Origin of the sequence: Microbacterium sp. NPDC056569, assembly GCF_042793475.1 — a bacterium.
GTDB lineage: Bacteria > Actinomycetota > Actinomycetes > Actinomycetales > Microbacteriaceae > Microbacterium.
The window spans coordinates 13,886-35,811 of the sequence record NZ_JBHTUV010000019.1 but is presented as its reverse complement, the minus strand read 5'-3'; the positions used below and the strand labels follow the sequence as shown (position 1 = coordinate 35,811).

Here is a 21,926-nt window from a genome sequence, read left to right as displayed (position 1 = left end):
TGTACACCTGACGACCATCCCAGGGTAGTCCTGTATGCCGATTCCGGCATCCACCCTTGACAGCGACCGCGACGGAGGGTTCACTCCGCGGCTGCGGCACCCCACAGCACCTTGCGGCGGAGCCGATCGGCCTCCTCCTGGGCATCGGCGACGACGTGCGCGAGGCCGCTGCCCGCCAGCCACGCTCCCACCGCGGCGAGGCCCGGAGCGCGGGCGATCTCGGTTCGGGCGGCCGCCGCGCGCTCGCGCTGGCCGAGTGCAGACGCCGGCGGTGCGAGCGTGTACGAGTCACGGCGCGCGCCGACGATCGTGGCCTCGTCGAGCTCGACACCGAGGAGGTCGGATGCTGCGCCCACAGCGGTCACCGCCGCATCGGCGTCGGACAGGCCCTCGGTGGCGGGAGCGGCGTCCGGCGCACCGAAGGCGACCCGCAGGACGTGCCGCCCCGGCCCGGCGTCGCGGGCGATCCACTCCCAGCGCGCGGTCTCGTGGACCAGGCCGGTGGCCGCCAGCGCACCGGGCACCGCATGGACGTGGGCACCGCGCGGGGCCGCATCGAGCTCGGGAGCGTCGATGACGAGCGTCACGACCTCGCGCGCGATGCCTGCGGGTGCGACCTCGGCGAAGTCCGGCTTGCCGAGCGCCCCGGCGAGGAGCTCGCGCGCTCCCCCCTCCTCGGTGGCGATGATCACCGCGTCGACGTGCAGCTCGTCGGGCGCGGCCGCGTCGTCGGGCGCGATGGTCGCGAGCCCGACCGTCCAGCCCCCCTGCGTGCGGGCGACGCTCGTCGCCAACGCGCCGGTGCGGATGATCGCGTCGCGCTCGGCGAGCCGCGCGGCGAGCGCCGCCACGAGCTGCGGCATGCCGCCGTCGAGGCCCTCGATCGCCGCGGCCGACGCGTCGACGCGCACGTCGGCGACCGCCCCGCCGAGCCAGCCGGTGCGGGTGAGGGCGTTGCTGAGACCCGGAGCGGCGATCTCGACGTCCACGTCGTCGGGATCGAGGCCGAAGCGGTCCACCGTGAGGGGTGCGACGAGACGGTCGCGGACCTTGTCGCCCATGCGACCGCGGACCAGGCGTCCGAGACTGCGCTGGGCACCGATGGTGAGCGGCGGGCGAAGGCGGTCGACGTAGGCGCGCCACGTGCCGCCCCAGCCGATGATCCGTCGCACACTCTCGTCCCACGGATTGGCCGGGATGCCGACCACCTGCTCGGCGGGCAGCGGCGCGGCAGCGCCCTTCGGCAGGCCCGCGATCCACTCGCGGTCGTCGTGGGGGCGCACGATCGCGGCGTCGGGCAGCACTTCGGCGACGAGGCCGCGCACCGCGCCACCGCGCGCCGACCAGCAGGTCACCCCGGTCTCGAGGTCGAGGCCCGCGATGCGGGCGGATCCGATGGTGCCGCCGAGGCGATCGGATGCCTCGACCAGCGTCACCGCCATGCCGACCTTGGCGCACTCCCAGGCGGCGACGAGTCCTGCGATGCCACCGCCGATCACGACCACGCGCGTGTGGCGGGCGTGGTCGACGAGCTCCTGGAACGGCTCCGCGGGGACGGTCACAGCATCCATCCTCCCATCCGCGAACTGTGCCGGTCGGGGCCGCCGGTGGGAGACTGGCCCCATGACGCTCCACATCACGGGCGACGACGCCGCCGACCGCCTGCTGACCGACGACCCGCTCGCGCTGCTGATCGGCATGCTGCTCGACCAGCAGGTCGCGATGGAGACGGCGTTCGCCGGCCCCCTCAAGATCTCGGAGCGGGCCGGGACGTTGGATGCTGCAGCTCTCGCCAGCTTCGAACCCGAGGCGTTCACCGAGCTGTTCAAGGCGACGCCGGCCGTCCACCGGTTCCCGGGATCGATGGCGGCCCGCGTGCAGGCGCTGTGCGCGGCGGTCGAGCAGGACTGGGGCGGAGACGCTTCCGCCATCTGGACCCGCGACGACCCGGATGGGGCGACCGTGCTGAAGCGACTGAAGGCCCTGCCGGGGTTCGGTGAGCTGAAGGCGAGGATCTTCCTCGCGCTGCTGGGCAAGCAGTACGGCTACACCGGGCAAGGCTGGCGCGAGGCAGCCGGCTCGTACGGCGACGAGGGCTCGTTCCGCAGCGTCGCCGACATCGTCTCGCCGGAGTCGCTGACGAAGGTGCGCGAGCACAAGCGCGCGATGAAGGCCGCGGCCAAGGGCTGAAGGCCGCGGCCAAGAGCTGACGCACGGCGGAGGGGTCTGATGAAGAAGTCCGGAGGGAGCGTCGACGAATTCGTCGCCGCCGTGAAGCCCGCGAAGCGGCAGCGCGATGCCCTCGCGATGATCGAGCTGCTCCGCGAGGTCACCGGCCGCGAGCCCGAGCTCTGGGGCACGATCATCGGCTTCGGCTCGTGCCACTACCGCTCGGCGGCAGGGAGCGAGGGCGACGCCCCGATCGCGGCCTTCTCGCCGCGGCGCGAGTCGACCACCGTGTACACGCTTCGCACCGCCGCGCACGGCGAGCGGCTGGCGAAGCTCGGACCGCACGAGACCGGCGTGAGCTGCCTGTACCTCAAGGACCTGGATCAGGTCGACGCCGGGGTGCTCCGCGAGATCGTCGCCGAGGACTACCGCCGCGTGCTGGCCGGCGAGACCGGGGACACCTCCTACACGGTCACGGGCTGACGGGTTCGGCCCGCGGCGCCCGCTGGCTGCGTCGCGTCGCGAGGCATGCTGACACCGACGGCTGCGGCCGACCCGCTGACGATCCGACGATGCCGCCATCAGAAGGGCGCCTCGCCGTCGTACGGCGTCGCGAAGAACCGTGCGAACACCGTGGAGGGCACGAACTGCACGGTGGAGGGTGGTTTGTCGACGTAACGTCGCCGGGTGGGGCTGGTCCATTCGAGGACGCCGTCGCCGAGCTGGCGGACCCGCCAGACGGTGGCGTGTTTGAGGGTGTGATGCCGGCGACACAGGTGCGCGAGATTCTCGTCGACGGTCTCGCCGCCCAGGGCGCGGTCGACGGTGTGGTCGATATCGGCCTTCGAGGGTCGGCGACGGCAGCCGGGGAATCGGCAGCGTTCGTCGCGGGCACGGAGGAATCGCTTGAGGGCCGCGGAGGCTCTATATCGGTCGACCGCCATCGGGAGGCCGCTGTGCGGGTGATACATCACGCGATCCCAGCCGGCTGCGCCGGCGGCCAGTTCGCGTGCGGTCTCGGCGTCGATCGGACCGTAACCGGCGAGCAGGGCGGGTTCGTTGCCGTTGCCTGCCGCGGTCAGCACCGGGACCGTGATCTGCACCTCCGCACGGATCGACGCCAGCGTGCCGCCCTCGCCGTGACCGGTGGGGGCACCGGTGAGCACCATGTCGACGAAGATGTCGGCGCGGAGCTCGTCCAGTGATCGCTGATCGTTGTTCGGACCGGTGGTGAGCTGCGGAGCATGCTGGGCCGTGGGCTCCGTCGAGTCTTCTTCGGGCGACGCCGGGCCGGCCGTCGCGCCGGCCTCTGCGCTCGGGTCGGTGCTCGTGGTCGCACCCGCCGCCTCAGCCGCAACCCCCGCCGCCTCAGCCGCAACCCCCGGCACCGCAGCCGCAACATCCGGCACCGAGGCCACCGCCTCCGCAGCCACTTCCGGCACAGGCGTCTCCGCTGCCTCTTGTGCAGCGGCGGCGTGTTCGGCTTCGGCCATCTGGGTGAGCCGGTCGTAGACGGCGTGGGCGAGCACCGCGGGCAGGTCGGCAAGCAGCCGGGCCATGCCGTCGTCGAGGTCGACGACCTGGATGCGCCGCAGCCCGGCCGCGCGTCGCCGCAGCTCTTCCGCCAGGTCGGGGTCGATACGGCCGGCCACCACCCGGGCGATGGCACGCAGACGGTGCGGCGTCTCGAACTCGGCGGCCTCCAGCAAGATGCGCTCGTACTGCTCCCGCATCGCCGGATCAGCGATCACCGCGCCGGCGTCGACGATCGCCGACGCGTGCGCCAGATCGATGCGCCCTTCGCTCAGCGCCGTGAACGTCGCGGCGAACGACTCCCGCAGTGTGCTGGCCAACGACATCCGGGCCTGCACGGTGCGGTCGCTGAGGCGCATCGCGGCGCCGAGTTCGGCCGAGACCTCCCGCAACGGCAGATCGTGCGGGCTCTTGTGCCCCTTGTCGCGGCGGGCCTGCTCGCGGGCACGGACGATGTCGGCAGCATCCGTGAGCAGCCGCGCCTCCGCCGCCTGCAACCTGGCGATCTGCGCCCGCGTGGACTGCACCTCGGCGACGACCCGCTCGAGCGCACCCCACGTCGCGTCGTCGGTGTCGACTCGATGGCCCATGATGCTCCCGCTGCACAGCACCACAACGGGTGCGACGGAAGACCGAACGAAGTGGGCACGAGCTCGATCTCTCGCTTGCCACTCTAGTACATAGATCCTAAATTGAAAACTCGATCAGTGCGGCATTATTCAGATATTTCAGCGACCCCCACCAGGCTGTCTCGCAGTTCCCGCGACCACGCCACCTCACGATCCAGCTGACCGGTCCGCCGGAACAGCCGCACCTGGTGGGTGCCGGCCAGCGCATCCGCGAGCTCATCGCGGTCGGCCGGCGAGAAGCCCAGGGCCTGCCAGAACGGACCGGATCGGCGGCTGAACAACCAGGCGGTGGCGGCACCTTCATTCGCAGCCCGGTCCAGCGCGAAGCGCGCCAATGCACCGCCTCTCCCCCGCGATCTCTCGGACGATCGGACCGCGACGCTGCGGATGAGCACATGCCGGCCGTCTGCGCTGATCTCGTAGCCCGTGCTGCCGATGATCGCACCTCGCGCGTCTCGCTCGATCCAGAGCCGAACGCCTGGCGCATCCAGGCCGCTCGACGTCAGATCCGCCTCGGTCAGAAAGGCGGTCAGCGCCGCGGCGTCGGCCGGCCCGCACTCCTGAAGCTCCACAACACCAGTCAAGCAGGCGGATTGTCCACAGAACCCCACCGCATTGGACACCGCGTCCCAACGGCTGGCTAGGGTGGGAGGACCCGCCCGGACCACCCCCTCCCGTGGAGACAGATCGATGCTGCCCTTCCTGATCGTCGGAGGCGTCGGCCTCGCCGTCCTGCTGATCTCGCTCATCGTGGGCGACATCTTCGATCACTTCGACATCGGCGACGGCGCCATCTCGGGAACGGCCTTGGGCATCGCGGCGGTCGTGTTCGGCGCCTCCGGCGCCCTCACCACCACGAACGGCCTCGACATCGTCTGGGCGTACGTGCTCGCCGCCGTGCTGGCGGTCGTCGCCTACGTCATCGCGGTGGTCTTCGTGAAGCGGCTCACCAAGAGCTCGGACGGAGTGCCGGCGTCCGCGCTCGGCCTGTCCGGCGTCACTCGCTCCACGGTCTCCCCCGCGGGCGGCGAGGTCAGCCTCGACGGACCGCACGAGGTCGAGCGGCGCCTCGCGTACTCCGACGACACCATCTCCGAGGGCGTGCGCGTGCGCGTCGTCGAGCACTCCGGCACCCGCGTCAAGGTCGTCGCGGAGTAGATCCCCCCGCGACCCGGCCGGGAACCCCGGGCCGCGGCATCCCACGAGAAAGGTCGTCCATGACGAACGAACTCATCCAGATCATCTCGGTCGTCGCGCTCATCGTGGCGGTGCTCGGGCTCATCACGTTCATCGCCCGGCGCATCCGCCGCGTCCCCCCGAACGAGGCGCTCGTGATCGTCGGGCGCGGAGCCGGACGCCCGGCTCCCGGCGAGACCGGCAGCGGCCAGCGCGTGGTGATCGGCGGCCGCACGTTCGTGTGGCCCATCCTGCAGCAGGGCTTCTCGATCTCGCTCGAGCAGCGCCAGATCGGGATCACGGTCGAGGGCGTCGACAAGAACCGCATCAAGATCGCGATCAAGGCGTCGATCAACTTCAAGGTCTCGGGCACGGAGGACGGGGTGCGCCGCGCGGCGCAGCGGTTCCTCTCGCAGCAGGATCTCCTGACGGAGATCATCAAGGAGTCGCTCGAGGGGTCGCTGCGCTCGATCGTCGGCGACATGACCATCGAGCAGATCATCTCCGACCGCAAGAGCCTCTCCGACCGCGTCGTCGCCGAGACCAAGGCCGACCTCGTCGAGCAGGGCCTTCAGGTCGACCTCCTCAACATCAGCGACATCTCGACGCCGGGCAGCGACTACCTCGCGAACCTCGGCCGGGCCGAGGCGGCCCGCGCGCGCCAGGTCGCCGAGATCAGCGAGGCCGAGGCGTCGCGTGCCAGCGAGTTCGCGCGCATCGAGGCGTCCGAGCAGATCGCCGAGCGCCAGAAGGCCCTCGCGCTCAAGCAGGCCACGATCAAGGCCGAGACCGACCGTGCGAACGCCGAGGCCCAGGCTGCGGGCCAGCTCGCCACCGCCGAGCAGGACAAGCTCGTCGCGGTGCAGGAGCGCGAGGCGCTCACCGAGCAGGCGCTCGTGACGCAGGAGCGTCTCGACATCGAGATCCGCAAACCCGCCGAGGCGCAGGCCTACGCCGAGGTGCAGCGTGCGACCGCGCAGCGCGACGCCGCGAACGCCGCCACCGAGGCCGACGCGTTCAAGCGCACCAAGATCGCCGAGGCGAACAAGGTCGCCGCCGTGCAGGACGCCGAGGCGGCCGCCACGGCCGTGCGCGTGTCGGGTGAGGCCGAGCGCGACAAGCAGGTCGCCCTCGCCGCCGGTATCAAGGCCGAGGGTGAGGCGCGGGCATCCGCGATCCAAGCGGAGGGTCTCGCCGAGGCCGCCTCGACCGACGCCAAGGCGCTCGCGCTGCAGAAGTACGGCGAGGCTGCCCTCGCGCAGGAGATCATCTCGCGCCTGCCCGACATCGTGCGCGCCGCGGCCGAGCCGATCGCGTCGATCGACAAGCTCACGGTGGTCTCGACCGACGGCGCGTCCGAGATGACGAAGACGGTCGGCCGGGTGCTCGGCGAGGGCACCGAGGTCGTGAAGGGCCTCACCGGCCTCGACCTCAACACCCTGCTGCAGGCGTTCGCGCTGAAGACCGCGGGGGCGGATGCCCTGGCCGCCGTCGATGGCGCGGGCACGGCCACGGCCACGGCCGCGAAGAATGCCGCGAAGACCGCAGCGAAGGACGCCGCCGCCGCGCTCGGCAGCTGACCCTCGCTCGTGAAGCGCCCGGTCCCGCGAGGGGCCGGGCGCTTCGCCGTTTCCGGCCGCGGCGCAGTCGACCCGCCTAGCGCTTGCAGGACCAACCGACCCGGCAAGGCAACGACACGGGCAGGCTCCCGCCGCGTGCCGGATCGGTCCTGAGAACGGCATCCAGCGCCGAGAGGAAGGCGACGGATGCTGCGCGCCGACGCCTAACGCAGCACCCGGCCGCTCACCGCCAGAGTGAGCCGGCGCGGCATCATGCGCGCCGCCCACGCACCGAAGGCGTTCGCGCGCCCCGACACCACGCTCGGCGGCACGTCGCCGCGATCGAGCCGCCGGAGCGTGAGCCCGACGACCTGGGCGGCCGCGGCATCCGTGCGGGAGAGATCGAGGGCGATCGCCGTGGCGGTGATCCCGTGCGCGGCTTCGAGTCGCTCCGCGAGGGCGCGGAGGCGGTCCTCCCGTCGAGCGACGAGCACGACGTCGGCGCCTCGCGCGGCGAGCTGATTCGCGTACTCGACGCCGAGTCCGGCGCTCGCACCGGTGATGAGCGCAGTGGTGCCGCGGCATGTCCTGGTCATGCGAGCTGCGCCTCCTTCGCGTCACGCGGGTTCGTCGGGCGGTGTGAACTGGCTCACGATGAACTGCGCCCCACCGGGGTCGGCGACGACCGCTTCGCGCGTCCAGGCGGTATCGGTCGCGGAGAGCACGCGGCCGCCGAGTCGCTCGACACTCGCCGCAGCGGCGTCGCGATCCTCGACCGTGAACCTGATCCACCAGCGCGCACTCTCATCGCTGGAGGTGAACCCCGCGACGACGTCCGCGAAGCCCGGCGGTGCCGACGCCTGCCGCTCGTGGATGTCGGGGTCCACAGTGGACGCCAGGTGGTCGCCGTAGCCGGGCAGCCGGAACATCCCCGCCCCGAGATCGCGGTCGACCTCCCAGCCGAACACCTCGCGATAGAAGCGCTGGGCGGCCGCCGGATCGGGCGCGTGCAGATCACTGAAGTTCCACGCACCAGGGATGTTGGCCACCTGCGCCCCGAGCCGCTGTCGCGGCTGCCACAGCCGGAACACGCCGCCCTGCGGGTCGGCGCACGTGGCCATGCGGCCGCCGGGACCCGCGTCCTCAGGAGGCTCGATCACCCTGCCTCCTGCCCTCGCGACCGCCTCGGCCATGGCATCGGCATCGTCGCAGGCGATGTAGCTCATCCAGCGGGCGTCGTCTCCGAGCGCGAGCGCGGCCGCATCCTCGCCATCGAGCGTCGCGATCAGGTACGCGTCCGGCGCGTCCGGCGGCATCGCGTTGCGGAACTGCCAGGCGAAGAGACCCGCGTAGAAGTCGGTCGCCTGCGCGAGGTCGTCAGCGGTGACGTCCACCCAGCACGGGACTCCGGTCGGATAGGTGCGCGGTCGATCGGGCATGGCGTTCCCCTTCCCCGTCCTCCCGACCATAAGCGCCGACGCCGACACCGGGAAGAGCCCGGGTCGGCGTCGGCGTGAGGGAATGCGGGTCAGGCGCCCTTCAGGCGCTCCGCGAGGTAGGCGTGCAGGCTGTCGAGCGGCACCCGCTCCTGGCCCATCGTGTCGCGGTCGCGCACGGTGACGGCGCGGTCGTCGAGCGAGTCGAAGTCGACCGTGACGCAGAAGGGCGTGCCGATCTCGTCCTGGCGGCGGTAGCGGCGGCCGATGGCGCCGGCGTCGTCGAAGTCGATGTTCCAGTCGCCGCGGAGCTGCTCCGCGACCTCGCGCGCGATCGGCGAGAGCTGTTCGTTGCGCGACAGCGGGAGCACCGCGACCTTCACCGGGGCCAGGCGGGGGTCGAGCTTGAGCACCGTGCGGGTGTCGGTGCCGCCCTTCGCGTTCGGCGCCTCCTCCTCGTGGTACGCGTCGACCAGGAACGCCATCATCGCGCGGGTGAGACCGAACGAGGGCTCGATGACGTACGGGATGTACTTCTCGCCCGAGGCCTGGTCGAAGTACGTGAGCGACTGCCCCGAGGCCTCGGAGTGCGAGCCGAGGTCGTAGTCGGTGCGGTTGGCGACGCCCATGAGCTCGCCCCACTCCTTGCCCGCGAAGCCGAAGCGGTACTCCACGTCGATCGTGCCGTCGGAGTAGTGGGCGCGCTCCTCTTCGGGCACCTCGAAGCGACGCATGTTGTCGGGGTCGATGCCGAGGTCCGTGAACCAGTCCCAGCACTCGTCGACCCAGTGCTCGAACCACTCCTGCGCCTCGGCGGGCGGCACGAAGTACTCGATCTCCATCTGCTCGAATTCGCGCGTGCGGAAGATGAAGTTTCCGGGGGTGATCTCGTTGCGGAACGCCTTGCCCACCTGGCCGATGCCGAACGGCGGCTTCTTGCGGCTCGCCGTGAGCACGTTCGAGAAGTTCACGAAGATGCCCTGCGCGGTCTCGGGGCGCAGGTAGTGCAGGCCCGACTCGTCGTCGACGACGCCGAGATAGGTCTTCACGAGGCCCGAGAACGCCTTGGGCTCGGTGTACTGGCCCTTGGTGCCGCAGTTCGGGCAGGGGATGTCGGCGAGCCCGTTCTCCGCCTTGCGGCCCTTGCGGGCCTCGAAGTCCTCGATGAGGTTGTCGGCACGGAAGCGCTTGTGGCACTGCAGGCACTCGACGAGCGGATCTGTGAAGGTGGCGACGTGACCGGATGCCTCCCACACCCGCTTGGGCAGGATGATCGACGAGTCGAGACCGACCATGTCGCCGCGGCCGCGCACGAACGTCTGCCACCACTGGCGGCGGATGTTCTCCTTGAGCTCGGTGCCGAGGGGCCCGTAGTCCCATGCCGACCGGGATCCGCCGTAGATCTCACCCGCTTGGAACACGAACCCGCGGTGACGGGCGAGGGCGATGACTTTGTCGAGGCGAGACTGCTCGGCCACGGTGGCTCCAATGGTCGGGAGGGGGATGCACGAGGGTGCGAAAGGCCGCTGACCGCGGCATCCGTCGATTCTAGTCGGCGTGGGAGGCGGACCCACCGGCGAGTGCCTGGTCGCGCCGGGCGCGCCAGCTCACGAGGTACGGTGCGGCGACGTTGCCCGCGTGCGCAGCCCGCACGGCGGCTGCGGCGGGTGCGAGTGCCGCCGCGTCCTCCTCGGGCACCCGGTGGCCGAACGGAAAGGGGAACCGGGTGCAGAAGTGGTCCATCCACAGGAGCACGAGGTCGTCGTGGTCGATGCGGTCGTACGTGAGGGATCCGCGCTCGTGCCGCGTGATCCGCCATCCGCCGCCGGCATCGGGCTCAGCGCGGAAGTCCGGGTCGCCCAGCCATTGCCAGGAGTCGCCGAACTTCATCGGCGCGCCCCACGTCAGGTGAGGCGCGAGCAGCTCCGCGAGGTGCTCCGGCGTCCACGGTGCCGGGAAGTACGTGGCGAGGCTCAGCCGGAGCTCGGAGGCACTCAGCTCCTCTGCGTCTTCGGGGATCCTCCAGCCGCTGCGCGCGTCGAGGGTCTCCAGCAGCGCGACCGTCGCGGCCGACGGACCGCCGTCGTCGATCAAGGCGAGATGCAGCTGAAGCATCCGCCGGTAGCGGACCGCATCCCGGGGCGTCGCGAAGGGCGGCAACGGGATGCCGTCCACGGCCGGCCTGCCCCACGGAACGCGATCGGGCAGAGCCTTACTCACGCGGCTTCCCCTCATCGTTCGCCTGCTCGAAGGCGCGGTCCCACTCCTGCAGCTCCTTGCGGCGGCCGATGAGCCCGTCGAGCGACACCTGGAAGTGCAGGCCGCGGCGGGCGTTGACCTGCTTGATGTTCTCGACGAGCTCCGTCGAGAACGAGGACAGCGCGGTGCGCACCTCGCGGACGCGCTCGACGGGGTCATCCCACAGATCGGGGTGCTGCAGGATGTCGAGCAGGTAGTCGCGGTCGAGCGCCGCCGTGAGCTTGCGCAGCGTCTCGCCGTACTCGACGGCGGCCGTCGCCCGCTGGCCCTCGTCGCCCTTGCGGTCGAGGCGGTCGAAGAGCTCGGTGGTGTTGTTCGCGACGCTCACGACCTCGGCGGCCACCTCGGTCGCATCGCGATTGCCGGATGCCCCGGCCGCCGCGTACTCGCCGCTCAGCGCCCGCAGCCTCCCGACGAGCGGGCGGACGGTGTCGGGAAGGGGTGCGTGGCCGCCCGGCGAAACGCGACGACGGCGACGGCGCAGCACCGCCCAGAGCGTGCCGCCGGCCGCGACGAGCACGACGAGACCCAGCACGCCGCCGACCACGAGGCCGCCGTCGACACCGCCGGCCTGCCCGGCGTCGGCCGGCGTGGCGGCGACCACGCCTTCGACGGTCTGCACGATCGCGCCCTCGAGCGAGTCGGCCGATTCCTGAGCCTCGTTCGCGATGCGCAGGGCCTCCCCCGCGGGCTCGACCACGTGGGAGCCGGCGGACAGGTCGCCGCCGACGGCGACGATGATCGTGTCGTATCCGGTGCTGCCCGCCAGCTGTTTCACGATGTCCGTGCTCGTCGCCTCGAGCGCGGCGTTGTCGGAGAAGACCGCGACCGCGATCGACTCGTCGGTCACCTGCTGCTCCAGCGCCTGCTGCAGCTGCGCCGCGCCGGGCACCTCGTTCGAGACGTAGACGTTGTCCTGAGCGAGCGCCTCCAGGGCCTCACCGACGTAGACGCCGGAGCCGTCGGCGGCGAAGGTCTGCAGCATCCGTCCGCCGTTCAGAAGTTGTTGATGACGGACGCGAAGACGAGGTCGATCTTCGCGGCGTCGGAGGCATCGAACCACTGGCCGCCGGTCGCCTCGGCGATGCGCTGCAGCGCGTCGGTGTCGGCGCCCTCGCCGTACGCGATCGGGAAGATGCGGACCGGGGCGTCGTCGCCGCCCTCCTTCGAGGAGGCGCCGATCTTCGCGACGAGCGAGTCCAGCGAGATCTCCGAGTCGGTGTCCTGGCCGTCCGACAGCAGCACGATGGCATTGATGCGCCCGGGCTGCGCACGCGCCACCATCTCGTCGTACGCCGCGGCGATCGCGTCGTACAGCGGCGTGCCGTCGCGGTGTGCGAAGCGGAGGTCGTCCAGGGAGGAGTCGACGGACTCCCGGTCGCTCGCGAGCGGCGACACGTCGCGCAGCACGACGATGTTCTTGCCGGCCTCCGACTCGACGCCGGTCGTGAACGCCCAGACACCCACCTCGTCCGACGAGCGGAAGTGGCCGAGGGTCGCCTGCGCACCCTCGATCGCGCCGTCGAGCTTCGAGCGGCCGTCGCCGATGGCCTCGTCCATCGAGCCCGAGATGTCGATCACCTCGAGCACCGAGGAGGGCTTGCGGATCTGCGTCCACTGGTCGATGGCGGCCGACACCACGTCGACGGCCGGCTTCGGCAGCGTGACCGCGGGCCCGGCGGGATCGACCCCGTACTCGGCCGTGAAGAGGTCGCCCAGCGGCACCGAGGCATCCAGCGGGCGGAAGCCGTACTCGGGGAGGATCTCCTGCGCGGCGTCGGTCTGCAGGAACGCCGCGAACGCCGCGCCGGCCTCGGCCTGCTCGGGCGTCACCCAGTCGGCGCCGAGCACGGTGATCGGGTTGTCGGACCACATCGAGCCGCCCGACGGGTACACCGCGACGAGCTTCTCCTTCGGCGGCGTCAGCGTCTCGCCCGGCTGCACCGTGTGCGAGTCGGGGTTGCCCTGGTTGTAGTTGAGCAGCGAGGTCTCTTCGAGCGCGACGGCCGAGACGTATCCCGAGCCGCCCGCGCCGTTCTGCGTCTCGTCGTAGAGGCGTGTCAGGACCTTGCCGGTCGTGTCGCCGTAGTGGATCACGCACTCCTCGAACACGCGCGAGAACTCGGCCGCGGCCGCGACGTCTGCGGCGGTGAGGTCGGCGGACTTGCCGGACGCCTCGTACGACTGCATGAGGATCGCCGAGAGGCCCGTCGTCGAGGTGTTGGGATTCGTCTTGGAGATCTTGAACGATCCCCACAGCGGCTTGCCGACGCTCGCCCAGCCCTGCGGGTCCTGGCAGAGCGCCTCGAAGTCGGCGATGCCGATCTCGGCGTCCGGCCAGCCGAGCGCCTTCGCCATCGTCTCCGGCACGCCGAACACGACGGGCGTGTGGGTGAACGATTCGGGCTCGCCGACGAGGGACACGGATGCTGCGGCCGCGACCCGATCGGTCCAGACCGTCGACGCGGGCGACCACATCGTGGGCCAGCGGCGCGTGTCGTCGTCGGGCCAGTCGCCGCCCGCGGTGAGGAAGCGCGTCGCGTCGCCCGACGAGACGTTGATCGGGTGCACCGTCGCGCACTCGGTGAGCTGCTCGTGCTGGGACGACTCCTTGAAGGCGTCGGCCAGCGCGTCGAGCATGTTGACCTTCTCGGAGGAGGTCGCGACGACCACGCTCGTGCAGCCGTCGTCGGCGAAGTCGCCGTCGCCCAGGCCTTCGGTCGCGGGGTCCGCGCCGAAGCATCCGGTGAGTGCGATCGCCGACGCGATCAGCAGCGTTCCTCCCCCGAGCAGTCGCGGTCGGGGCAGGGCGAAGGGCGAGCTGTCGGCGGGCGAGCGCCGGCTTCGTGCGGGCATGGCAGAAGCCTAAGGCCGCACGGTCGGCGCGCACAGACGCACCCGTCCGCGGGTGGGCGCAGAGGGCGCCGCCGGGGTCACGCCCGGCGCAGCGCGTCGGGCCCCACGTCCGCGATCGCGTTGTGCCCCGAGAGCCCCAGCGTGATGTCGAGCTCGGCGAGCACGTTGCGCACCACCTCTCGCACACCGGCCTCGCCGGCGATCCCGAGGCCGTACGAGTAGGGACGCCCGAGTGCCACCGCGGTCGCCCCGAGGGCGAGCGCGATGAACACGTCGGAACCCTGTCGCACACCCGAGTCGAAGATGATCGGCACCCGCCCGGCGACCCGCTCGGCGATCGTCGGCAGCACCTCGAGCGTCGGCACCGACTGATCGATCTGGCGGCCGCCGTGGTTCGAGATCCAGATGCCGTCGACGCCGGCGTCGAGCGCACGGATGGCGTCGTCGGGGTGCACGATGCCCTTGAGGATGATCGGCAGCGAGGTCCACTGCCGCGCCTTCGCGAGGTCGTCCCACGTCAGCGCCGGCGTCGAGAACACGTCGAGGAACGTCTCCACCGCGGCCCGCGGCAGCGGCGAGCGCAGGTTCTCGCGCACGCTGCGGGTGCCCGTGAGGGCCGCGCCCTTGCGCGCGATCCGCACCCCCGCGGCGACCGCCTTCGGGGTGACCTTCACCGGCGGCGCCGCCGCATCGGTCGTCGCCCGCGACCGCTCGCGCACGAGCTGCTGGAAGACGGGGTCGCTGGTGTACTGCGCGATGCCCATCGCGCGCGTGAACGGGAGGTAGGCCAGGTCGAGATCGCGCGTGCGCCATCCGAGCAGGTGGGTGTCGAGCGTCACGACGACGGCTTCGCATCCGGATGCCTCGGCCCGGCGCAGCAGCGACGCGTTGAGCTCGTCGGAGGCCGACCAGTAGAGCTGGAACAGCCGGGCACCGCCGGGTGCGGCATCGGCCACCGCCTCCATCGGGAAGGACGCCTGGTTCGACAGCGTGTACGGGACGCCGAGCGATGCCGCGGCCCGTGCCACCGCGAGGTCGGCCTCGGCGTGGGCCATCTCCATGACGCCGAGCGGGGCGAGCAGCAGCGGCGTGGCGCGGCGCACGCCGAGGAGGTCGATCGACAGGTCGCGCGAGGACACGTCCCTGAGCGCCCGCGGCCACACCTGCCAGCGGCCGAACGCGGCGCGGTTCGCGGCGACGGTGCGCTCGGCGCCCGCTCCGCCGGCGATATAGGCGAACGCCTCGGCGCTCAGCGCCTTGCGGGCCGCATCCTCGAGAGCGTCGGTGTCGACGGGCACGCGCGGACGCATGCCGCTGATGCCGGCGCGGTAGATGTCGGACTGCGTCCGCCGCGAGATGCCGCGCGACGCGGCTGCGGGGTCGTCGGGGGCGGCGCTTCGCTGAGCCATGCCCGCCAGCCTATGGGCGCCGCGAGGCCACGAGCGCGCGTGGGATCAGGAGATCTGGCGAGTGCCGGACGATCCCCGCCGGAACACCCTGTGCTCGCCAGATCTCCTGATCTCACAGACGCACGGGGCGCGGAGCCGGCCGGACGTCGGCGGCACGTCGAGCCCGCCGCCGGTGCGGTCCGTATTCGCACCGGCGGCGGAGATGGTGGGAAAGCGTTCGCCGGGAACCCTAGGGCACCGAAGCGCGCTGGCGCAAGGCCTGCAGATCAACTCGTAAAAACGTTTCACAAATTTCTTGCCCCAGACCGCGCGGCCGTGTCAGACTGCGAGCGACTCAAGCGGATAGCGCTTTCCGCGGAGTCGACAACAAACCGGACCGCGGCACCAGCGCGGTCCATCACACCGGACAGGGCTCGAGTCCGTACGCGCCCGGTTCAGACGACGGATGCCGCGACGCCGCGGTGTGCGCCGTCATCCTTTGCCGATGCTGACAACAGGAGGAACCGTGCCCCACGTGTCCGCACGCGCCGATGGCGCGACGCGACCCGCCGAACACGCCCCCAAGGCCCGCGCACACCGCCGCGGGCTTCGACTCACCGCGGTCGCCGGCGCCACCGCCGTCGTCGCCGCCCTGATCACCGCGACACCCGCCGCGGCCGCGCTCCCTCGCGCCGAGGACGGCGCCTGGCGCTTCGACTTCGGCACCGCCACGAGCGCGGTGGCCGAGGGCTGGCAGCAGGTGCGTACGACGTCGCTCTACACCGCAGAGGCGGGCTGGGGCATCACCCTGCCCGATGGCGCCACCCTGTTCGACCGCGACCGCAGCACCGACGGCTCCCCCGCGGGTCCGATGGAGGACGACTTCGTCGCCGGCACGAACTGGGGCTTCCAGCTCGACGGCCTCCCCCAGGGCGACTACGAGGTCACCGTGACGATCGGCGACGGCCTGAGCTCGGCATCCGGCACGAACGCCACCGTGACCCTCGAGGGCGTCGCGCAGACGCGCATGACCTCGGCCCGCGGGCTCAACACGACCGCGACCTTCACGACCGCCGTCACCGACGGCCAGCTCACGGTCGGCTTCACCGGCTCCGGACTCGGCGCGTACGTCAACGGCCTCGTCGTGGCGCCCGTCGTGCCCGACCCGCCGGCGGACCTCGCCACGACCCGCGTCGCGTGGAACGGCGTCGATCTGACGTGGTCCGCGGTCGACGGGGCGACGAAGTACCACGTGCTCCGCGCCGACGTCCAGGGCGACGCCACGGGCGAGTTCGCGCAGATCGCGGAGACCACCGACCCCGCGCACACCGACGCGTCGGTCGCCGAGGGCGGTTCGTACGCCTACGCGGTCGTCGCCGTGAACGACGACGGCGTCGCCTCGGCGCCCTCCGCCGAGGTGCGTTCGGGCGTCATCCCGGAGCTCGTCGCCCCCGCAGCCCCGGCCGACCTGGCCGTCGCACAGGTCACCCGCGACGCGGTCGTGCTGTCGTGGTCGGCTGTCGCGAACGGCGACGAGTACGTCGTCGAGCGCGCCGACGCCGACGGCGTCTTCTCGGTGCTCGCGACGGTCGCGGCACCCGGATACACGGATGCTGCCGACACCGCGCAGCCGTGGACCTACCGCGTCACCGCGCGCAACCAGGCAGGCGCCTCGCCGGCCTCGGCACCGGCCACCTCGACCGTCTACACCGCACCGGCGCCGCTTCCCGCCGGGGACGTCGTCACGTTCGACTTCGGTCCGGGACAGGTGGCCGACGGCGCCCTCTCGGTGACGTCCGCGACGTCGTACGACGCGGAGTGGGGCTACGGCTTCTCGACCGCGCCCACATCGGCGACACCCGACGTCGACCGGGGCGGCTCCGACGCGCTGCGCGGTGACTTCGTCGCTGCGGCAGGCGCCACCTTCCAGATCGACCTCGGTGCGGGCGACTACTCGGTGCGCCTGGTCTCGGGCGACGCGCAGGCAGCGACGACCACGACGGTGACGGCCGAGAGCATCGCGAAGGTGCTGGCGAACCCGCAGGCCGCAGGCGCGTTCCTCGACATGTCGTTCACGATCGCCCTCGTCGACGGCACGCTGACCCTGCAGTTCGCGGGCGACGCCCCCGCCGTCAACGCGCTGACGATCACCCGCCTGCCGGCGCGCGTCGCCGGCGCCATCTCGACGGCGTTCATCACCGGCGACTCGACGGTGCAGACCTACGACCCGATCGCCTACGCCCCGCAGGCGGGCTGGGGCCAGATGATCGACCGGTTCTTCGCCGACGACATCGCCTTCGCCAACCACGCCATCGGCGGACGCTCGTCCAAGAACTTCATCACGCAGGGCCGTCTCGACGAGGTGCTGCGCAGCATCCGTCCCGGCGACTATCTCTTCGTGCAGTTCGGGCACAACGACGCGACTCAGGGTGTCGACGACCGCTACGCGAGCCCGGCGGACTACAAGGAGTACCTGCGGGTCTACGTCGAGGGCGCGCGTCAGCGCGGCGCGACGCCGATCCTGGTCACGCCGGTGTCGCGCCGCAGCTTCGACGCCGCCACGGGCCTCTTCAACGTGAGCTTCCCCGAGTACGTCGAGAAGATGAAGGAGCTCGCCGCCGAGGAGGACGTGCTGCTCGTCGACCTGTCGGCGTCCAGCCGCGCGTACCTGAACGAGATCGGCCCGGAGGCGGCGAAGGCCGTGTTCCTGCACGTCGATCCGGGCATCTTCGCGAACCGTCCCGCCGGCACCGTGGACGACACGCACTTCCAGGAGTACGGCGCGATCCAGCTGGCACGCCTGATCGCGCAGGACGTCGCCGGGCTCGACACCCCGCTCGCCGCGAAGGTGTCCGACATCGAGCCGCCCGCCGACGTCCCCGCGCCTCCGCAGAACGTCGTGGCTGGCGCGATCAGCAACGGCGGCGCGACGCTGCAGTGGGATGCCTCGCCGACGGCCGACATCTACAAGATCTTCCGTCAGGCCGTCGCCGACCCTGCGCCCGAGTGGACGCTCGTCGGCATGGTGACGCAGACGAGCTCGATCGTGCAGGGCCTCGCCGAGGGCACCGGCTACCGGTACCGCGTCGTCGCGGTGAACGGCCGCGGCGAGTCCGCGCCGAGCGCCGCCGTGACCTTCACGACGAAGCAGGCGCTGTACAAGTACGACTTCCAGCTGGCGGGCAACCCGCTCATGGCGGGGTACACGGAGGTGAACCCGAACACGGCGTACACGGCGGAGCGCGGGTTCGGCTTCCTCAACACGCTCGCGGCGAACGCCGGTCGCGACCGCGGTGCCGCGACGGGCTCGAACGACCTCGTCCGCGACTTCGTGCTCCCCGGCGACAGCTCGACCTTCGCCCTCGACGTCCCGAACGGCACGTACTCCGTGAAGACGTACTCGGGCGACTGGATCGGCTCGACCCGCACGAGCTTCCGTATCGAGGGCAAGGAGGCGGGCACCGGCAACGCCGGCACCGGCAGCGTCAACGCGACGCTGCGCGGACCGTACCTGGTGACCGACGGGCAGCTGAACGTCGAGGCGTACGGCGCCGCGGCGGGCACGCGCCTCAACGGCCTGGAGATCACGCCGATCCTGCTCGGACCCGTGGGTCTGGAGGTCGTCGACGTGAACGCCGACCCGGTGGCGCCGAGCGTGTCGCTGGCGTGGGACGCGGAGCCCGGCCTCACGTGGAACGTGTACCGCGAGTCACCGTTCGACGCCAAGCCGGTGCTCGTCGCCGCGGTGAGCGAGCCGGCATTCGTCGACACGACAGCTCGGGTGGGTCTCGACTACGCGTACCACGTGACCGCCGTCGACCAGACGAAGCTCGAGTCGGTGCCGTCGGCCACGGTCGACGTCTCGTTCGTCGACCCGGACGTCACCGCCCCGGCAGCCCCGAACGGGCTCGCCGTCGAGCGCATCGAGAAGCGCTCGGTGGAGTTCTCGTGGGCGCAGCCGCTCGGCGCGCTGTACCACCTGGTGTTCCGCTCCGAGGTGGAGGGCGAGCGCGGCGAGCTGATCGGCGTGGCCGACGCGAGCCGCTACACCGACACGGACGTGCTCACCACGATCCCGTACTTCTACACGGTGGTCGCGGTGAACGCGGGCGGCGCGGGCGCAGCCTCCGCCCAGCTGCCGACCGAGGCGGTGACGGTGCTGCAGCGGCAGGCCGAGTACCTCGACCGTGCGCCGGCGGCGGTGGAGACGGATGCCGGCAACCTGGTGTCGTGGCGCATGCTCGGCACCGATCCCGACAGCGTCGCGTTCCACGTCTACCGTGACGGCAAGCGCGTCACGACGACGCCGATCGCCGACTCGACGAACTATCTCGACGAGGCCGGGGCGGCAGCATCCGTGTACTTCATCACCCGAGTGCTGGACGGCGTCGAGACGACCGAGACGGACCCGTTCGGCGTGCAGACCGGTGCGTACCGGTCGGTGCCGCTCGACAAGCCGGCCGACGCGTACAGCAAGGACGGCCAGCCGTACACGTACTCGGCCAACGACGTGAGCGTCGGCGACGTGGACGGCGACGGCCAGTACGAGCTGCTCGTGAAGTGGGACCCGTCGAACGCGAAGGACAATTCGCAAGCCGGCTACACCGGCAACGTGTACCTCGACGCCTACCGGCTCGACGGCACGCGGCTGTGGCGCATCGACCTGGGCGTGAACATCCGGGCCGGCGCGCACTACACGCAGTTCCAGGTGTACGACTACGACGGCGACGGCCGCGCCGAACTCATCACGAAGACCGGCGACGGCACGATCGACGGCGTCGGCCAGCCGATCGGCAACGCCAGCGCCGACCACCGCAACAGCTCGGGCTACGTGCTGACGGGTCCCGAGTACCTCACGGTGTTCAACGGGCTGACGGGCGCAGCGATCGACACGATCGACTACGTGCCCGCCCGCGGCGACGTCGGGGCCTGGGGCGACGCCTACGGCAACCGGGTGGACCGGTTCCTCGCGGGAACGGCCTACCTGGACGGCGAGCACCCGAGCGCGGTCTTCAGCCGCGGGTACTACACCCGCGCGGTGATGGCGGCGTACGACTTCGACGGCTCGCAGCTCATCCAGCGCTGGGTGCTCGACTCGAATGAGGACGGCAACGAGGGCCTGTACGGCATGGGCAACCACAACCTGTCGGTGGCCGACGTGGACGGCGACGCCAAGGACGAGATCGTCTACGGCTCGGCGACGGTCGACGACGGGGAGCTGCTCTACTCGACGGGGCTCGGCCACGGCGACGCGATCCACGTGTCGGACCTCGTGCCCTCGAACCCGGGCTTCGAGGTGTTCGCGGCCCACGAGGACATGGCGAGCTCCGGCAACCTCGGTGCGACCATGCGCGATGCCCGCACGGGCGAGGTGTTGTGGTCGATCCCCGCGACGCGGGACACCGGGCGTGCGGCCTCGGCCGACATCGACCCCCGGTACGAAGGGGCCGAGGGGTGGGCCATCGGCGGCGATGCCGCCTGGAACTCCCCCGTCGGGCAGCTGAAGTCGTCCACCGGCGAGCTCATCGCGGAGAAGATCCCCGCGGCGAACTTCCTCGCCTGGTTCGACGGCGACCCGCTCCGCGAGATCGTCGACCACGACTGGGACGCCACCACGTCCCAGGGCGTGCCGACGATCGCCAAGTGGAACTGGGAGACCGAGTCCGCCGACGTGATCGTGAAGGCCGACGGCGCACGGTCGAACAACTCGACCAAGGGGACGCCGAACCTGCAGGCCGACCTGTTCGGCGACTGGCGCGAGGAGATCGCGTGGCGCTCGGCCGACTCGAGCGAGCTGCGGATCTACTCGACCACCGACGAGACCGACCTGCGCATCCGCACCCTGATGCACGACCCGGTCTACCGCCTGTCGGTCGCGTGGCAGAACACCGCCTACAACCAGCCGCCGCAGACGAGCTTCTTCCTCGGCGACGGCATGGCAGAGCCGCCGGCACCGCGCATCGCGGTCACCGGCGACCCCTCGGGGGCGACGGATGCGACGGCCCCGATGCTCTCGGGAATCCCCGCGGACGGCACCCTGCTGCCGAGCACGGCGACGTTCACGGTGGGGGTGACGGCGGACGACCCGGAGTCGGGCGTGCGCAACCTCGACATCGCGTTCGACGGCGAGCCGGTCGCACCGGGCCAGGTCATCGCGTTGACGGAGCTCGTGGGAACCCACACGCTGACCGTGAACGCGGTCAACCACGACGGGCTCGTCACGGCCGTGTCGGTGCAGCTGCTGGTGTTCGACGACGAAGGCGCGACGGCCAAGCCCGGCCGCGGCACCCTGTCGACCAACTCCGGCTGGGAGGACGGCCTGCACGACGGCACGTTCACGGTGTCGATGAACCTCTGGTCGGGGGTCAACGGCGCGGTGTACAAGCTGTACGAGAACGGGACGCTCATCTCGACGAAGCTGCTCGACGCGAACTCGCCGAAGGCGCAGCTGTCGACGGTCGACGTGTCGGGCAAGCCCAACGGCACCTACGTGTACACGGGCGAGCTGATCAACGCGAAGGGCACCACCGCGACCACCTCGGTGACCGTGAAGGTGAAGGATGCCGCGCCCGCGGCGCCCGTCCTCTCGCACGACAACACCGACAAGGACGGCAACTACACCGTCACCGCCAACCTGTGGTGGGGCACCAACGGCACCACCTACCGCCTGTTCGAGAACGGCACGGTGATCGACGAGCAGTCGCTCACCGCCGCCTCCCCGAACGCGCAGCAGGCGAAGACCGCCATCGCGGGACGCGCACCCGGCACGTACACCTACGTCGCCGAGTTCGCCAACGCCGCCGGAGCCACCAGCTCCAAGGCGATCACGGTCACGGTGAGGTAGCCCGGCTCAGGAACCGCGAAAGGGTAGATTCCCGCCGCCTCGGACGGCGGGAATCTACCCTTTCGCGATTCCAGGGC

At 71.3% G+C, this 21,926-nt stretch carries 15 protein-coding genes; 5 read left to right on the top strand and 10 right to left on the bottom strand.

Features of this window, described 5'->3' with window-relative positions:
* Positions 1-80: 80 nt before the first annotated feature.
* A complete protein-coding gene (locus ACFQ7C_RS18310) occupies positions 81-1,571 on the bottom strand; it encodes a protoporphyrinogen/coproporphyrinogen oxidase (RefSeq protein ID WP_378904622.1) in 1,491 nt (496 codons plus the stop codon).
* Between the two features lie 52 nt (positions 1,572-1,623).
* Here ACFQ7C_RS18310 and ACFQ7C_RS18305 point away from each other — a divergent pair, with 52 nt between their 5' ends.
* On the top strand, positions 1,624-2,190 hold the full coding sequence (locus ACFQ7C_RS18305; RefSeq protein ID WP_378904619.1) for an HhH-GPD-type base excision DNA repair protein: 567 nt from the start codon (positions 1,624-1,626) through the stop codon (positions 2,188-2,190).
* A gap of 39 nt (positions 2,191-2,229) precedes the next feature.
* Positions 2,230-2,652 carry a DUF1801 domain-containing protein gene (locus ACFQ7C_RS18300; protein WP_378904616.1) on the top strand — a complete coding sequence of 141 codons (423 nt, stop codon included), beginning with the start codon at positions 2,230-2,232 and terminating at the stop codon, positions 2,650-2,652.
* 98 nt (positions 2,653-2,750) lie between these two features.
* Here the strand turns inward: ACFQ7C_RS18300 and ACFQ7C_RS18295 are convergent, their stop codons facing one another.
* Both ACFQ7C_RS18295 and ACFQ7C_RS18290 read right to left on the bottom strand, forming a co-directional pair.
* Positions 2,751-4,292 (bottom strand): DUF222 domain-containing protein, encoded by a 1,542-nt coding sequence (locus ACFQ7C_RS18295; protein ID WP_378904613.1) that lies wholly within the window; start codon positions 4,290-4,292, stop codon positions 2,751-2,753.
* Between the two features lie 125 nt (positions 4,293-4,417).
* Positions 4,418-4,903 (bottom strand): GNAT family N-acetyltransferase, encoded by a 486-nt coding sequence (locus ACFQ7C_RS18290; protein ID WP_378904610.1) that lies wholly within the window; start codon positions 4,901-4,903, stop codon positions 4,418-4,420.
* Between the two features lie 118 nt (positions 4,904-5,021).
* On the opposite strand from ACFQ7C_RS18290, the gene ACFQ7C_RS18285 reads away from it, so the two are divergent.
* Together ACFQ7C_RS18285 and ACFQ7C_RS18280 are read left to right on the top strand one after the other, a co-directional pair.
* Entirely contained in the window at positions 5,022-5,489 is a 468-nt protein-coding gene (locus ACFQ7C_RS18285; protein ID WP_378904607.1) for an NfeD family protein, read from the top strand.
* Positions 5,490-5,548: 59 nt separating this feature from the next.
* On the top strand, positions 5,549-7,087 hold the full coding sequence (locus ACFQ7C_RS18280; RefSeq protein ID WP_378904605.1) for a flotillin family protein: 1,539 nt from the start codon (positions 5,549-5,551) through the stop codon (positions 7,085-7,087).
* 203 nt (positions 7,088-7,290) lie between these two features.
* Here ACFQ7C_RS18280 and ACFQ7C_RS18275 read toward each other — a convergent pair whose 3' ends face one another.
* From ACFQ7C_RS18275 to ACFQ7C_RS18245, 7 genes are all read right to left on the bottom strand, one after another.
* The gene (locus ACFQ7C_RS18275) at positions 7,291-7,662 is read right to left on the bottom strand and encodes an SDR family NAD(P)-dependent oxidoreductase (RefSeq protein ID WP_378904602.1); all 372 of its coding nucleotides are present in this window, start codon (positions 7,660-7,662) and stop codon (positions 7,291-7,293) included.
* Between the two features lie 21 nt (positions 7,663-7,683).
* Positions 7,684-8,505: a VOC family protein gene (locus ACFQ7C_RS18270; RefSeq protein WP_378904599.1), complete on the bottom strand. Its 822-nt coding sequence runs from the start codon at positions 8,503-8,505 to the stop codon at positions 7,684-7,686.
* A gap of 89 nt (positions 8,506-8,594) precedes the next feature.
* Complete coding sequence (locus ACFQ7C_RS18265; protein ID WP_378904596.1) at positions 8,595-9,980, bottom strand: glycine--tRNA ligase; 1,386 nt, start codon at positions 9,978-9,980, stop codon at positions 8,595-8,597.
* Positions 9,981-10,050: 70 nt separating this feature from the next.
* Positions 10,051-10,722, bottom strand: coding sequence for a hypothetical protein (locus ACFQ7C_RS18260; protein ID WP_378904593.1), 672 nt, complete (start codon positions 10,720-10,722; stop codon positions 10,051-10,053).
* Complete coding sequence (locus ACFQ7C_RS18255) at positions 10,715-11,746, bottom strand: hypothetical protein (RefSeq protein ID WP_378904590.1); 1,032 nt, start codon at positions 11,744-11,746, stop codon at positions 10,715-10,717. The genes ACFQ7C_RS18260 and ACFQ7C_RS18255 overlap by 8 nt, the downstream gene beginning before the upstream one ends.
* 11 nt (positions 11,747-11,757) lie before the next feature.
* On the bottom strand, positions 11,758-13,617 hold the full coding sequence (locus ACFQ7C_RS18250; protein ID WP_378904587.1) for a substrate-binding domain-containing protein: 1,860 nt from the start codon (positions 13,615-13,617) through the stop codon (positions 11,758-11,760).
* A 77-nt stretch (positions 13,618-13,694) separates the two neighbouring features.
* Positions 13,695-15,026 (bottom strand): alpha-hydroxy-acid oxidizing protein, encoded by a 1,332-nt coding sequence (locus ACFQ7C_RS18245; RefSeq protein WP_378904584.1) that lies wholly within the window; start codon positions 15,024-15,026, stop codon positions 13,695-13,697.
* Positions 15,027-15,540: 514 nt separating this feature from the next.
* Between ACFQ7C_RS18245 and ACFQ7C_RS18240 the strand changes: the two genes are divergently transcribed.
* Positions 15,541-21,849 (top strand): fibronectin type III domain-containing protein, encoded by a 6,309-nt coding sequence (locus tag ACFQ7C_RS18240; protein ID WP_378904739.1) that lies wholly within the window; start codon positions 15,541-15,543, stop codon positions 21,847-21,849.
* Positions 21,850-21,926 lie beyond the last annotated feature (77 nt).